Origin of the sequence: Streptomyces uncialis (assembly GCF_001905345.1) — a bacterium.
GTDB classification, from domain to species: domain Bacteria; phylum Actinomycetota; class Actinomycetes; order Streptomycetales; family Streptomycetaceae; genus Streptomyces; species Streptomyces uncialis.
In genome coordinates, this window is sequence record NZ_LFBV01000001.1 from 1,400,408 (window position 1) to 1,414,575 (window position 14,168).

General features: G+C 71.1%; 15 protein-coding genes. 6 read left to right on the top strand and 9 right to left on the bottom strand.

All coding sequences use genetic code 11. The features are described 5' to 3' along the window. The first annotated feature begins 7 nt into the window (after positions 1-7). Positions 8-985, top strand: coding sequence for a Gfo/Idh/MocA family protein (locus tag AB852_RS06045; RefSeq protein ID WP_073784307.1), 978 nt, complete (start codon positions 8-10; stop codon positions 983-985). Positions 986-1,087: 102 nt separating this feature from the next. Here the strand turns inward: AB852_RS06045 and AB852_RS06050 are convergent, their stop codons facing one another. The 5 genes from AB852_RS06050 to AB852_RS06070 all read right to left on the bottom strand — a co-directional run bounded on the left by AB852_RS06050 (position 1,088) and on the right by AB852_RS06070 (position 6,672). After that, positions 1,088-2,122, bottom strand: a complete 1,035-nt coding sequence (locus AB852_RS06050; RefSeq protein ID WP_073784309.1) for a glycosyltransferase — start codon at positions 2,120-2,122, stop codon at positions 1,088-1,090. Positions 2,123-2,323: 201 nt separating this feature from the next. Further along, positions 2,324-4,711, bottom strand: a complete 2,388-nt coding sequence (locus AB852_RS06055) for an ATP-binding cassette domain-containing protein (RefSeq protein WP_073784311.1) — start codon at positions 4,709-4,711, stop codon at positions 2,324-2,326. A 167-nt stretch (positions 4,712-4,878) separates the two neighbouring features. Beyond that, positions 4,879-5,673, bottom strand: a complete 795-nt coding sequence (locus tag AB852_RS06060; RefSeq protein ID WP_073784313.1) for a VOC family protein — start codon at positions 5,671-5,673, stop codon at positions 4,879-4,881. An 82-nt stretch (positions 5,674-5,755) separates the two neighbouring features. After that, the gene (locus AB852_RS06065; protein WP_073784315.1) at positions 5,756-6,166 is read right to left on the bottom strand and encodes a VOC family protein; all 411 of its coding nucleotides are present in this window, start codon (positions 6,164-6,166) and stop codon (positions 5,756-5,758) included. An 89-nt stretch (positions 6,167-6,255) separates the two neighbouring features. Beyond that, positions 6,256-6,672: a VOC family protein gene (locus AB852_RS06070; RefSeq protein ID WP_073785511.1), complete on the bottom strand. Its 417-nt coding sequence runs from the start codon at positions 6,670-6,672 to the stop codon at positions 6,256-6,258. Between the two features lie 93 nt (positions 6,673-6,765). Between AB852_RS06070 and AB852_RS06075 the strand changes: the two genes are divergently transcribed. Next, entirely contained in the window at positions 6,766-7,398 is a 633-nt protein-coding gene (locus AB852_RS06075; RefSeq protein ID WP_073784317.1) for an SMI1/KNR4 family protein, read from the top strand. Positions 7,399-7,453: 55 nt separating this feature from the next. Here AB852_RS06075 and AB852_RS06080 read toward each other — a convergent pair whose 3' ends face one another. Together AB852_RS06080 and AB852_RS06085 are read right to left on the bottom strand one after the other, a co-directional pair. Further along, entirely contained in the window at positions 7,454-7,987 is a 534-nt protein-coding gene (locus tag AB852_RS06080; RefSeq protein ID WP_073784319.1) for a hypothetical protein, read from the bottom strand. Positions 7,988-8,074: 87 nt separating this feature from the next. Beyond that, entirely contained in the window at positions 8,075-8,494 is a 420-nt protein-coding gene (locus AB852_RS06085) for a helix-turn-helix transcriptional regulator (protein ID WP_073784321.1), read from the bottom strand. A gap of 138 nt (positions 8,495-8,632) precedes the next feature. On the opposite strand from AB852_RS06085, the gene AB852_RS06090 reads away from it, so the two are divergent. The 4 genes from AB852_RS06090 to AB852_RS06110 all read left to right on the top strand — a co-directional run bounded on the left by AB852_RS06090 (position 8,633) and on the right by AB852_RS06110 (position 12,054). After that, positions 8,633-9,412 carry an alpha/beta hydrolase gene (locus AB852_RS06090; protein WP_073784323.1) on the top strand — a complete coding sequence of 260 codons (780 nt, stop codon included), beginning with the start codon at positions 8,633-8,635 and terminating at the stop codon, positions 9,410-9,412. Then, entirely contained in the window at positions 9,409-9,672 is a 264-nt protein-coding gene (locus AB852_RS06095) for a hypothetical protein (RefSeq protein ID WP_073784325.1), read from the top strand. The genes AB852_RS06090 and AB852_RS06095 overlap by 4 nt, the downstream gene beginning before the upstream one ends. A gap of 59 nt (positions 9,673-9,731) precedes the next feature. Continuing rightward, a complete protein-coding gene (locus AB852_RS06100; RefSeq protein WP_073784327.1) occupies positions 9,732-10,058 on the top strand; it encodes a TcmI family type II polyketide cyclase in 327 nt (108 codons plus the stop codon). 181 nt (positions 10,059-10,239) lie between these two features. Beyond that, positions 10,240-12,054 carry an ABC transporter ATP-binding protein gene (locus AB852_RS06110; RefSeq protein ID WP_143201190.1) on the top strand — a complete coding sequence of 605 codons (1,815 nt, stop codon included), beginning with the start codon at positions 10,240-10,242 and terminating at the stop codon, positions 12,052-12,054. Positions 12,055-12,249: 195 nt separating this feature from the next. On the opposite strand, the gene AB852_RS06115 is transcribed toward AB852_RS06110, so the two are convergent. After that, positions 12,250-13,122, bottom strand: coding sequence for an NmrA/HSCARG family protein (locus AB852_RS06115; RefSeq protein WP_107499131.1), 873 nt, complete (start codon positions 13,120-13,122; stop codon positions 12,250-12,252). 152 nt (positions 13,123-13,274) lie between these two features. Then, positions 13,275-14,003 carry an SDR family oxidoreductase gene (locus tag AB852_RS06120; RefSeq protein ID WP_073784329.1) on the bottom strand — a complete coding sequence of 243 codons (729 nt, stop codon included), beginning with the start codon at positions 14,001-14,003 and terminating at the stop codon, positions 13,275-13,277. Positions 14,004-14,168: the final 165 nt, after the last annotated feature.

Sequence of the window (14,168 nt, forward strand, 5' to 3'; positions counted from 1 at the left end):
GCACCGCATGCACGTGGTCCGCATGGGAGTCCTGGGGTGCGCGTCCATCGCGTTCCGCCGGGTCCTGCCGGCGATGCAGGAGGCCGACGGGATCGAGCTGAAGGCCGTCGCGAGCCGCGACCCGGCCAAGGCGCGCAGGTTCGCCGCGCACTTCGGCTGCGCCGCCGCCGACGGGTACGACGAACTGCTGGAGCGGCCGGACATCGACGCGGTGTACGTCCCGCTGCCGACCGGTCTGCACGCCCACTGGGTGAGCCGGGCCCTCGCGGCGGGCAAGCACGTGCTGTCGGAGAAGCCCCTCACCTGGGACCAGACCACCGCCCTCGACCTGGTGGACCAGGCGCGCAAGGCCGGGCTGTGGCTGATGGAGAACTACATGTTCCTCCACCACGGCCAGCACGCCACGGTCCGCGGCCTCGTCACGGACGGCCGGATCGGGGCGCCCCGGGTGTTCTCCGCGAGCTTCGGCATCCCCCCGCTGAACGAGGCCGACGTACGGTACGACTCCGGGCTCGGCGGCGGCGCCCTGCTGGACGTGGGCGTCTACCCGATCCGCGCGGCCTCCTACTTCCTGGGGCCCGAGCTGGACGTCATCGGCTCGGTGCTGCGGCTGCACCCGACCCGTGGCGTCGACGTGGCCGGCCACATCCTGCTGGCCGCCCCGTCGGGCGTCACCGCCGAACTGTCCTTCGGCTTCGAGCACTCCTACCGGTCCTGGTACGGGATCTGGGGCGACCACGGCCGGCTCACCCTGGACCGGGCGTTCACCCCGCCCCCGGCCCGGCAGCCGGTGATCCGGATCGTGTCCCAGGACCACGCCGAGGAACTGACCCTCCCCGCCGACCACCAGTTCAGGAACATCGTCGAGTACTTCGCCCGCTCGGTCCTCGACGGCGCCGACTACGACGCGCAGGCCGAGGCGATCACCCATCAGGCGGAACTGGTCGACCGGGTCCGCTCGCACGCGGTACGCGTCACCGCCTGACCGCGCGAAGAGCGCGAGAAGCGCGCAGAGCACAGCGGGAACGGCCCGCCGGCCCGGATGCCACCGGGCCGGCGGGCCGTTGTCCGTGGTGGCCGCCGCGGGTCAGCCGCCGGCCATCGTCTCCAGCTGCTCGACCACGTCGTACGGCGTCGGCAGCGCCGCGATCTCCTTGGTGAGCGCGCGGGCCCGCTCGGCGTAGCGGGGATCGCCGAGGATCTCCCGGCAGCTCGCCGCGATGACCTCGCCCGGGTCCTCGTCGGGGCGTTCCTGCGGCACCACCGTGCGGGCGCCGCCGAAGCCGGTGAAGGCCCGCGCGATCGCCTTGGCGTAGTCGTTCTCGGGGGTGATCAGCTGCGGCACCCCGGCGCTCGCGCCCGTCATCGCGGTGGACGCCCCGCCGTGATGGACCATCAGATCGCAGGTGGGGGCCACCACGTCCAGCGGCAGCCAGCCGACCCGGACATCGCCCAGTTCCGTGCCGAACTCCTCGGCCGCACCGGGCGGCGCCGCGACCAGCACCTCGGCCCCCGTCAGCGTCAGTTCGTCCACCAGCCGCCGCATGGAGGCGCCGGTGTTGCGCAGCCTGAAGGCCCGGGTCCCCGCGGTGATCAGCACCCGGGGGCGCCCCTTGGGACGGGTGTACATCCAGGGTTCGAGCCGCAGCTGCCGGTTGCGCGGCACCCAGCGCATCGGCCGCGCGCCCGGGGTCGGCGACGGACGCAGGCACGGCGGACAGACATCGATGAACAGGGCGTGCTCCGGCGGCCCGGTCAGGCCCATGCGCTCCAGCAGCGGCGGCAGCGCGGGCTCGTCCCGCAGCGGCACGATGTCCCAGTAGTGGCGCACGTACGGCACGTCGAGATGGGCGGCGAGCAGCCCGGGGACGTACGACAGACCGCCCACGACCACATCGGGCGTCCAGTCGCGCGCCAGCTCCAGCAGCGCGTCCAGCCGGGCGGCGGCCTGTCCGGGGTGGGGGGTCGGGGCCGCGGGTATGCCGATGGCCTCCGCGGTTGCCAGCGTCGGTTCGTCGACGGTCAGCAGGATCTCATGTCCCGCGTTCCGCGCGGCCGTCGCGAGCGGGGCCATGGAGAAGACGGTCGAGTGGCTCCCACCGGCGGTGAAAAGAAACTTCATGGGGATTCATCTGCTTCCCGTGAGACGGCGGACCGATGTCGACAGGCGCGGTCATCGTCCCGTGGCCGTCCTTTTGTTCGCAATCCTCGCCGGGCGCCGCCGGGTGGTCCCGCCCCGGACGCGGCCGGGACAGCCGTCGGCCCCGTTCAACTGACCGGGGGGGAACAGTCGAACGGGGCCGACGGGGCCTTGGGGGCGGGGTCAGGCGCCGACGTATGCCGCCAGATGCTCGCCGGTGACGGTGGAACGGGCGGCGACCAGCTCGGCGGGGGTGCCCTCGAAGACGATCCGGCCGCCGTCGTGGCCACCGCCGGGACCGAGGTCGATGATCCAGTCGGCGTGCGCCATGACCGCCTGGTGGTGCGCGATCACGATGACCGACTTGCCCGCGTCGACCAGCCGGTCGAGCAGCCCGAGCAGCTGCTCGACATCCGCGAGATGCAGACCGGTGGTCGGCTCGTCCAGGACGTAGACACCGCCCTTGTCGCCCATGTGCGTCGCGAGCTTGAGCCGCTGGCGCTCACCGCCGGACAGCGTGGTGAGCGGCTGGCCGAGGCCGAGATAGCCGAGGCCGACGTCCACCAGCCGTCCGAGGACCGCGTGCGCGGCCGGGACACGGGCCTCACCGGAGCCGAAGAACTCCGCCGCCTCGCTGACCGGCATCGCCAGCACCTCGCTGATGTCCCGGCCCCCGAGCCGGTACTCCAGCACCGACGCCTGGAACCGCCTGCCGCCGCACTCCTCGCAGACGGTCGAGACACCGTCCATCATCCCGAGGTCGGTGTAGACGACGCCCGCGCCGTTGCAGTTCGGGCAGGCGCCCTCGGAATTGGAGCTGAACAGCGCGGGCTTGACGCCGTTGGCCTTGGCGAACGCCTTGCGGACCGGCTCCAGCAGCCCGGTGTACGTGGCCGGGTTGCTCCGGCGCGAACCGCGGATCGGTGTCTGGTCGACCGACACCACACCCTCGCCGGGCGGGATCGAGCCGTGCACGAGCGAGCTCTTGCCGGACCCGGCGACCCCGGTGACGACCGTGAGCACCCCGAGCGGGATGTCGACGTCGACGCCCTTGAGGTTGTGGGTGTCCGCGCCCCGGATCTCCAGGGCGCCGGTCGGGGTCCGCACCTTGTCCTTGAGCGTGGACCTGTCGTCCAGATGACGGCCGGTGAGGGTGCCGCTGGCCCGCAGCCCCTCGACGGTGCCCTCGAAACAGACGGTGCCGCCGCCCGAACCGGCGCCGGGACCGAGGTCGACCACATGGTCGGCGATCGCGATCGCCTCCGGCTTGTGCTCCACGACGAGCACCGTGTTGCCCTTGTCCCGCAGCTGGAGCAGCAGATCGTTCATCCGCCGGATGTCGTGCGGGTGCAGCCCGATCGTCGGCTCGTCGAAGACATAGGTGATGTCGGTGAGCGAGGAGCCGAAGTGGCGGATCATCTTGACGCGCTGCGCCTCACCGCCCGACAGGGTGCCCGAGGACCGGTCCAGCGACAGATAGCCCAGCCCGATCTCCACGAACTTGTCGAGGGTGTGGCGCAGGGTGGTCAGCAGCGGCCCCATCGACGGCTCGTCCAGCTCGCGTACCCATACGGCGAGATCGCTGATCTGCATCGCGCACAGATCCGCGATGCCGACCCCCTTGATCTTCGACGAGCGGGCCGGGGCGCTCAGCCGGGTGCCGCCGCACTCCGGGCAGGCGGTGAAGGTGACGGCCCGGTCCACGAACGCCCGGATGTGCGGCTGCATCGCCTCCCGGTCCTTCGCCAGGAACGACCGCTTGACCTGGAGCACCAGCCCCTCGTAGGTCATGTTGGTGCCCGCGATCTTCACCTTGGCGGGCTCCCGGTACAGGAAGTCGTGCAGCTCCCGCTCGGTGTAGTCGCGGATCGGCTTGTCGGGGACGAGGAAGCCCGACTCGGAGTAGAAGCGCACCGACCAGCCGTCGGCCTTGAAGCCGGGCACGGTGATCGCGCCGTCGACCAGTGACTTGGACGCGTCGTACAACTGGGTGAGGTCGATGTCGGAGACGGTGCCCCGGCCCTCGCAGCCCGGGCACATCCCGCCGGTGAGGGTGTAGGTCGCCTTCACGGTCTTCTTGTCGCCGCGCTCGACGGTGACCGCGCCGGCCGCGCGGACCGAGGGGACGTTGAAGGAGAACGACTGCGGTGAGCCGAGGTGCGGTTGCCCGAGACGGCTGAAGAGGATGCGCAGCAGCGCGTTGGCGTCGGTGACGGTGCCGACGGTGGAGCGGGGGTTGGCGCCGAGGCGTTCCTGGTCCACGATGATCGCGCTGGTCAGCCCGTCGAGGACATCGACGTCTGGGCGGGCCATCGTGGGCATGAAGCCCTGTACGAAGGCGCTGTACGTCTCGTTGATCATCCGCTGGGACTCCGCGGCGATCGTGGCGAACACCAGCGAGCTCTTGCCCGAGCCGGACACCCCGGTGAACACCGTCAAGCGGCGCTTGGGGAGCTCGATGCTGATGTCCTGGAGATTGTTCTCGCGCGCGCCCCGCACCCGGATCATGTCGTGGCTGTCGGCGGTGTGCGGCGCGGGCGAGGGCGGGTCCGTCCTCGGGGTCTTCGTCATCGTTCTCCCTGTCGTCGGGCGGGGCCGCCCTCACGTTCACCCGCCGCGGCGGCGCCCGGCCCCTCGCGGGCCGTGCCGGGTGGTCCGGGTGCTCCGTCCGGCCCGGAGCCTTCTGCCGGATCCGGGACCGGGGCCGCCCGGCCGGGTGCGGTCCGCAGGCTCGGACCCTACGCGGCGGTCACCTTCCACAGGAAGCCGTCGGGGTCGCTGAAGTGCCCGGAGTACCCGTCCCCGGTCTCGCCCGCCTCGACGGCGATCAGTCCGCCGGAGGCGGCGGCCGCGGCCAGGGTCGTGTCGACCTCGGCGCGGGAGCCGGCCCTGCGGTGCAGCACCGCCGCGCGGAAGCCGCTGCCGCCGTCCTCGACGCCCGCGTCCTTGGCGAGGGTTCCGCGCGGCATCAGGCCGAGCCGGCAGCTGCCCGCGTCCGGGTGGAAGTCGGCGTAGTGCTTGTAGTCCTTGTCGACCTTCATGCCCAGCGCCTCGTAGAACGCCTTGGCGGCCTTCATGTCGGCCACGCCGAGCAGTGCCGCGGTCTCGGTCGGCACCGCGGGGCTCGCGGCGGGGCCCTTGTCCTTCTTGGTGGGGGCCGCCACCTTCCAGATGGAGCCGTCCGGGGCCTGGTACACCGCGGAGAACGCGCCGAACAGCGACTTCTTCGCGGGCTTCAGGACCTTCGCGCCGCCCTGGACCGCGGCGTCCACCACGTTCTTGACCTCGGTGGGCTGCTTGACGATGAAGGTCATCATGTAGCCGCGGAAGCCGGACGCGGGCTCCGCGTCCTTCCCCGCGTCCGCGGCGAGCGCCTCGGTCCCGTACAGGGCGACCTGTCCGGTCCCGTGCATGTCGAGGTTCACATGCCGGCCGCGGTCGTCGGCGGTCGGTGCGAAGGTCGTGGTGTAGAAGGTCCGCGCGTCCTCGACCTCGGGAACACCGAGGCCCATCGCGTCGAGCGAGAGCGTCATCCTTGCCTCCAGGGGCGTGGGTGAGGGGAGTGGGTGAGCGTACGCCTGGGGCTGGTGCCGCCTCGGCCGCCGGTCGGTGGGGTCAGCGGATCTCGCTGATACGGATGTGGTTGCCCGCGGGGTCGCGCACGGCGCAGTCACGCACGCCGTACGGCTGGTCCGTCGGCTCCTGGACGATCTCCGCCCCGCCCGCCTTCAGCCGCCCGAAGAGCGCGTCGACATCGGCCGTGGACAGCACCACGCCCGCGTACGTCCCCTTGACGATCATCTCGGTGATCGTCCGGCGCTCGTCGGGGGTGACGCCCGGGTCGGCGGCCGGCGGTTGCAGCACGAGGGACGTACTGGGCTGGCCGGCGGGCCCGACCGTGATCCAGCGCATCCCGTCGTAGCCCACGTCGTCCCGGACCTCGAAGCCCAGCATGTCGCGGTAGAAGGCGAGCGAGGCGTCCGGATCGGTGTGGGGAAGGAAGCTCGCGTGAATGGCGATGTCCATGTGATCACGCTAGACGGGGACCGGGCTCCCGCGCTTCTCCGATCCTGACCGGTCCGGCCGGCCGGACCGGTCCCTCTCGGCCCCGCGGGTCAGGCGCGGCGGGGCTGGGTGAAGCGCAGCATGTTCCCGGCGGGGTCGCGGAAGGCGCAGTCGCGGACGCCGTAGGGCTGGTCCACGGGCTCCTGGACGACCTCGCCACCGGCCGCGCGGATGCGCTCGTAGGTGGCGTCGCAGTCGTCGGTGTCGAAGATGACCCCGCGCAGCTGGCCCTTGGCGAGGAGCTGGGCCATGGCCTGCTTGTCGGCGGGCGAGGCGTTGGGGTCCGCGACGGGCGGCTCCAGGACGATGTCCACGTCGGGCTGGTCCCGGGAGCCGACGGTCACCCAGCGCATGCCCTCGAAGCCCACGTCGTTGCGGACTTCGAGCCCCAGGACATCGCGGTAGAAGGCGAGTGCCTTGTCGTGGTCGTCGACGGCGATGAAGCACTGCGAAAGGTTGATACTCATGAGTTGCATGCTAAGGGCTGTCCCGTGGTCCCCGGCGGGACCGCGACGCGACAGCGGACCGCAACCCGCCGGAGGGCTCGGTAGGTTGGCGGGATGAGCGATCAACTCAATGTGGAGACGGCCTGGCACCGCCTCATGGACTGGCTGGAGGCGCATGCCCCGGTCTCCCACGCGTCCCTGCTGCCGCCCGCCCCGGAGCAGGCCATCGAGATTGCCGACGCCGAGCTGAGGCGGTACCTCGGCTTCGGTCTGCCCGCTGAACTGGGCGCGCTCTGGCGGCTGTGCGGCGGTGTGGAACACCAGTACATCGAGGCCAACGAGGTGGCGGGTGAGGTCCGTTCGGGGGAGTTCCTGCCCGGCGGGATCCTGCTCGGCCCGGCGGACGCGCTCTGGCCGCGGCTGCCCGGGATCGACGGTGTCGATGTGTGGGGCGGCGCCCCGGTGGTGCCGTGGCTGACCGGCGACGAGGCGGGCCCCGAGTCCGGGGACTACGTGGGCGCGGACGGCGTCGGCACCTGGTCGCACCCGGACAACCTGGCCTGCGACCAGCCCCGCTACGCGTCGATCGCCGGGTATCTCGAAGCCGTGCACCGCACGCTCACCGAAGGGCCGGCGGACGCCATGGGCCCCGATGTGCCCGGCCTGGTGTGGGGGTGCCTGATCTGGGACTGGCCCGAGGCGCCGCTGCTGGACGACGCGCTGCCGCACTGGCACCCCGTCCACTGACGCACTGCCGACGACCAACCGCACAGCCACGGAGATCACGAACCGCGATGGACCGTCAGCGATCGTCCAACTCGATGAACCGGCTCGCCCATGCCCTGAACCGGTCGTCGGACTCCTCGCGCCCGGTCCAGAGCGCGTGCGGGTCCTCCGGCGGTTCAAGACCGAAGGTCTGCTTCAACCAGACGCGGAACTCATGGTGCCCCTCGCTGTGTTCCTCGACGTCTTCAGCGTCGAGAAACCCGAAGTCGTACATTGGCTCGCTGTCGATGAGCAGAAGCTGGAACAGCTCCATCAGGTCTCGCGCGATCACATAGAGATGGCCTTCGTCGCCGACCAGGACGACGGGCAGCGTGGCGAGGTCGGTCCGGTCGTCGCACCGCCACAGCGCGTAGTCGGAGCCGGAGCCGTTGGCCCGCGCGAAGGGGATGAACCGGCTCAGGAAATCCGGATGCTCCGACCAGGTGTCGAGGCCGGAATCCGCGCCGTACTCGCGCAGCTCGAAACCGTCCGAGTAGTAGACCCGGCCGATCCGGCCCTCGAACTCCTTGAGCAGGTTCAACTCCGGGATCGGCGAGTACGCCTCGCTCATATGGCCTCCTTGCCGGGCCGGGACGCCTGGCGCGGTCGCGGACGTCCCGCGCTGTCCAGGTGATGCTATCCACGCCGGGGACAGCCCTCAGCCTTCGGGCGCCGCCTTGGAGGTGCCGCCCCGGACCGGGCGGGTGTGGATCTTGGCGACGCAGGCCGGGATGGCGGCTCCGTCGTCGTGGCCGCGGGCGCGGTAGGCGCTCGGGCTCTCACCGACCAGCTCGGTGAAACGTGAACTGAACGATCCCAGCGACGTACAGCCGACCGCGAAGCACACCTCGGTCACCGTCAGATCGCCCCGCCGCAGCAGCGCCTTGGCCCGCTCGATCCGCCGGGTCATCAGATAGCTGTACGGGGTCTCCCCGTAGGCGGCGCGGAAACTGCGGGAGAAGTGGCCCGGGGACATCAGCGCCGTACGCGCCAGCGCGGTCACATCGAGGGGTTTCGCGTACTCACGGTCCATCAGGTCCCGTGCCCTGCGCAGCCGGACGAGATCTTCCAGTATCACACCACCACCATCCCACAGGATTCGGCGCCCGCCGCCCGCCGCTGCCGCCCGGCCCCGACCGATGCTCGACCGGCGGTCAACCGGGGTACCGGAAATTTGCGGCGCGAACACATGTCCATCCGGGGTGAGGAGTGCGTGATGCGCAAGGTCGTTTCGCGGGACGGCACGACGATCGCCTACGAGAAAACGGGTGAGGGACCGCCGATCGTGCTGCTGAACGGCGGATTCCGCGATCACACGATCTTCGATCCGCTGGTGCCGGAGCTGGCACCGCACTGCACCACCTATGTCTACGACCGCCGGGGGCGCGGGGAGAGCGGGGACTCCCCCGAGTACGCCGTCGAACGGGAGATCGAGGACCTCACGGCGGTGATCGAGGCGGCCGGCGGCGAGTCGGTGGTGTTCGCCGGTTCGTCCGGCGCCAATCTCGCGCTGGAAGCGGCCATGGCCGGCGCCCCGATCACCAAGCTGGCACTGCACGAGCCGTACTTCCGCATCGACGGCTACCCGCAGCCCCCGGCCGACTTCCTGGCGGCCCTCAAGGCCCTGCTCGCCGGGGACAAGCGCGGCGAGGCCGTCGAGTACTTCCTCGCCGAACTCGTGGGCTTCACCCCCGACACCATCGCGGAATGGCGGCAGACCCCGCTGTGGGCGATGAACGAGGCGAACGCGCACACCCTCCCGTACGACGCGGCCATCTGCGGCGACTTCAAGGTCCCCGTCGAGCGGCTGGCCCCGATGCGTATTCCGTCGCTCGTCGTCAGCAGCGACAGCACCAGCGACTGGCTGAGCGCGGCGGCACGGGCGACCGCGCAGGCGCTGCCCAACGGCTGGGGCATGGAGCTGCCCGGCTCGTGGCACCGGGTGCAGACGGACATCCTCGGCCGGGTCCTGGCCGGTTTCACCGCCACCCGGTGAGGACGACCTGGTTCGAGTCCGCCGCGCTGTCCGTCCTGAACCTCCTCGGTGAGGGGTTCATGTGGATGGGGCTGATGTGGATGGGCCCGCCCTACGGCATGACCCCGGTCCCGCCGGGCGTCACCGCCCGGACGGCACGTACGACCGGACCGGTGACCGGGCCGGGCGACGGGCGCGAACACCGGGAACAGCCTTCCGGCCCACCCCTGTCGCGTGCGGAGCGCGCCGAATGGGCAGCGCTCCAGGAACGGCTCCGCTAGCGGCACTCCCGACCGGACGGACACCGACGACGGACACCAACGACGGAGGCATCGCCACCATGCACAGCAATCTGATCGTGGCCAGGATGGACCCCGGGGCCACCGCCGACGTGGCCCGGCTCTTCAGCGCTTTCGACACGACCGGGATGCCGCACCGGATGGGAACGCGGCGGCGTCAGCTCTTCGCGTTCCGCGGTCTGTACTTCCACCTCCAGGACTTCGACACCGAGAACGGCGGCGAGCTCATCGAGGAGGCGAAGGCCGATCCGCGTTTCATCCGGATCAGCGAGGACCTGAAGCCGCACATCGAGGCCTACGACCCGGCGACCTGGCGCACGCCCGCGGACGCCATGGCGACGAGGTTCTACAGCTGGGAGTCCGAGTGACCGGTCGGCGCACGGCCGGCACGGGCACCGGGCGACCGGCGGGGGAGAGGCGTTATTGAGTACCGCCGAATCGAGGACCGGGACGACCGGCGCCGCCGCGGAGTCCGGGGAGTCCGCGAAGTCCGGGGGGCCGGGGACGACCGGGCAGCCCGGGATACCCGGGAACGCCCGGACGTCCGGGATACCCGGGAAGCCCGGGGAATCCGGAGAGGCCGGGGAAGCCGGGGAGGCCAACCCCCGGGTGCCGTTGCGGCGTATCGTCCGGCTGTTCCTCCCCTACCGGCCCAGTCTGCTGCTCGTCGGCGCCCTCGTGGTCGCCTCGTCGCTCGTCTCGCTCGTCAATCCGTTCCTGATCCGCGAGATCATGGACGTGGCGCTGCCCGACCGCCGCACCGGTCTGCTGAGCGTGCTCGCGCTCGCCATGGTCGTCGTGGCCGTCGCGAACAGCTCGTTCAACGTCTGGCAGACCTATGTCTCCACCAAGGTCGGCCAGCGCGTCATGCACGATCTGCGCAGCGCCATGTACGGGCACCTCCAGCGCATGTCGCTGGACTTCTACACCAGGACCCGCACCGGCGAGGTGCAGTCGCGTATCGCCAACGACATCGGCGACATGCAGGCCACCGTCACCACCAGCGCGACGACCCTGGTGTCCGACGTGACCGTCGTGGCCGCCACGGTCACCGCCATGGCCGTCCTCGACTGGCGGCTCACACTCGCGTCGCTCGTCATGGTGCCGTTCTTCCTCTGGGTCAGCCGGCGCGTCGGGACCCAGCGCCGCCGCATCACCCGCGACCGGCAGCGCCAGCACGCCGCGATCTCCTCGATCGTGCACGAGTCCCTGTCGGTGAGCGGTGTCCTGCTCGGCCGCACCATGGGCCGCTCACGCTCGCTGACCGGCCACTTCACCGACGAGTCCGCCAAGCTCTCCGATCTGGAGGTGCGCTCCATGATGGCGGGCCGCTGGGCCCAGTCGACGACATGGATCGTGCTGGCCTCGATGCCCGCGGTCATCTACTGGGTGGCCGGACTGGCGGGCCGCGGCGACCATATGGCGATCTCCATCGGGACGCTGGTCGCCTTCACCACATTGCAGCAGAACCTGCTGCGCCCGGCCGTCTCGCTGCTGGAGGTGGGCGTGGAGATCCAGACCTCGCTCGAACTGTTCGCCCGGATCTTCGAGTACCTGGACCTGCCCGTCGAGGTCCCCGAACCCAGGAACCCCCGTGCCCCCGAGCAGTTGCGCGGTGAGGTGCGGATGCGGGGCGCGTGCTTCTCGTACCCCGGTACGGGGGAGCGCACGCTGGACGCCATCGATCTGACCGTCCCCGCCGGGAACAGCCTCGCGATCGTCGGCGAGACCGGCTCCGGCAAGACGACCCTCAGCTATCTCATCCCGCGGCTGTACGACGTGGACGCGGGGAGTGTCACCATCGACGGCGTCGACGTACGGGACATGTCCTTCGACGTACTGGCCGCCGCGGTCGGCATCGTCTTCCAGGAGACGTATCTGTTCCACGCCACCGTCGCGGAGAACCTGCGGTTCGCCAAGCCGGACGCGACCGACGAGGAACTCGTCGCCGCGGCGCGCATCGCCCATATCCACGATCATGTCGCGTCCCTGCCCGGGGGCTACGACACCGTGGTCGGCGAGCGCGGATACCGGTTCTCCGGCGGGGAGAAACAGCGCCTGGCGATCGCCCGCGCGGTACTGCGGGACCCGCCCGTCCTCGTGCTCGACGAGGCCACCAGCGCCCTCGACACCCGGACCGAACAGGCCGTCCAGGAGGCCATCGACGCGGCGAGCGCGGGCCGCACCACGATCACCATCGCGCACCGGCTCTCCACGGTCCGGGACGCCGACGAGATCATCGTGCTGGACGGCGGCCGGATCGTCGAACGCGGCACCCACGACGAACTGCTCGCCAAGGGCGGCCGCTACACGGCACTCGTCGACCGCGACGCCGACCTGGCCGAGGCCACCGAGGCCGTCTAGGCCGCCGAAGCGGGCGGCAGCGCCGGGATCACCGGAACCGCCGGGTCCACGAAAGCCGTCGAAGCCGTCCGAGAACCGGTAACCCGGCTCCCGGACGGCTTCGCGGCCGTTCCTGGAGGACCAGCCCGTACCCGCTGTACCTGCCGGGTCGGCTCCACCGGCTCCAACACCGCCACCGGCGGGTACGGCGGGGTGTCAGGGCTGGAGGACCGGCGCGGTCCAGTTGGCGCGCAGCCAGGTCTCCAGGGTGATGAGGTCCGGCCGGAGGCGGCGCAGTTCCGGCAGGTCGGCGCGGTAGCCCTCGCGGTCGAACCAGTCGAACATGGTGGCCAGGTCCTCGCGGACCGCGCGGAGCTTCTCGATCGGCAGGTACTCGTACCGGGTGGGGACGCCGGACACCCGCGCGTACGCCTCCGCCATCTGCGGTCCGGTCAGCTCGTCCCCGGCGATCTCGACCTGCCGGCCCGCCCAGGCGGCCGGGTCGTCGAACGCGTCCGCGGCGAACGCGGCGATGTCGTCGGTCGCGATGATCTGGACCGGGACCTCCGGGCGCAGCCACATACCGAGGACGAGTCCGTCGTCCACGCGGCGGGGGCTGATCTCCTCGAAGACGTCGTAGAACATGGTGGGCCGCAGGACGGTCACCGCCAGGTCCAGGGTCCGCAGATGCCGTTCGACGTTCCACTTGCTCTCGAAGTGCGGGATGCCGCTGGCGCGTTCCGCGCCGCCGACGGAGCTGTAGACGAGATGCGCCACCCCGGACCCGGCCGCGATGTCGCCCACCGCCCGGCCCTGGCGCTCCTCGGCGGCCACCCCGCCGGGGGTCCGGAAGGGCTGGACGCTGAACACCCCGTGGACGCCCTTCATGGCGGCCCGCAGCGACGCCTCGTCGTCCATGTCGCCGTGGACGAGCACCGCGCCCGCGTCCGCGAGCGCCCGCGCCCCGGGCGCCTCGGGATCACGCACCAGGGCATGCGTCGGCCTTCCCCGGCGCAGCAGTTCGCGCACCAGCGCCCCGCCCTGCCGGCCGGTCCCGCCCAGCACCAGGATCGTCCCGTCTACCGCCACCGTGTTCCTCCATGTCTGCTTTCCCGGCCGGAATTCTCTTCGCCGCCGGGCTGCTCTCGCGGGTGATGCCGTGCGATCCGGCAGGGTGTTCCTCCGGGAGCCGCGCGGAACGGGAATGTCCGGGCGGCGTCACGGAATTTCGGGCGGTGCCGTTACCAGGGCACGGTTCCGTCGTCGGAGAGGCATGCTCCCGACGGTCCCGAGTCGTCGAGGGTGGCGAGTCGCACCGCGATCACGGCGCCTTCCGCCGGAGTCCGCTGCCCCTGATGGCCGTTGATGTCGGTGGCCACGATTCCGGGGTAGGCGGCGTTTATCTTGACCGTCGTCCCCCGCAGTTCTTTCGCGTATGCCACCGTGACGGCGTTCAGCGCGGTTTTCGAGGACTGGTACGCGATCATGTTGATGCGCGCGAACGGGGTCCCCGGGTCGGAATTCAGGGTCAGCGACCCCAGATGGCTGGACATGTTGACGATGCGCCCGGCCGCCGAACGGCGCAGCAGGGGCAGCATCGCGTGGGTCACGGTCACCACCCCGAAGACATTGGTCTCGTACACCTCCCGCATGTCGGCGGCGGTCGCCGCGCTGGGCGCCCCGGTGAAGCCACCGGCCACGCCCGCGTTGTTGACCAGCACGTCCAGCCGCCCGTAGCGCCGTTCGACCTCGGCCGCGGCGGCGGCCACGGAGGCCGGGTCCGTCACATCGAGGCGCAGCGGCACCGCCGTGACGCCGCGGTCCACCAGCGCGTCGGCGGCCCGCTTGCCGCGCCCCTCGTCGCGGGCGCCGACGAGGACGACACCTCCGAGCTCGCCCAGTTGCCGCGCCGTCTCGAATCCCATGCCCTTGTTGGCGCCGGTGATAAGCGCGATCCTCTCCACCGTCACGTCGGAGTCCCTTTTCGTCGGCTTTCATGGTCGGAGAACTGCGATACCGCCCCACCAATGAACCGTCTGTCCCCCGTGGCCGCAAGATTTCCGTGTTCACCGTGAAGTGCCGTACGGACAAGGGTGTCTCCGTGGTTGCGGTCGGCGAAGCGTTCAACCGTGCTC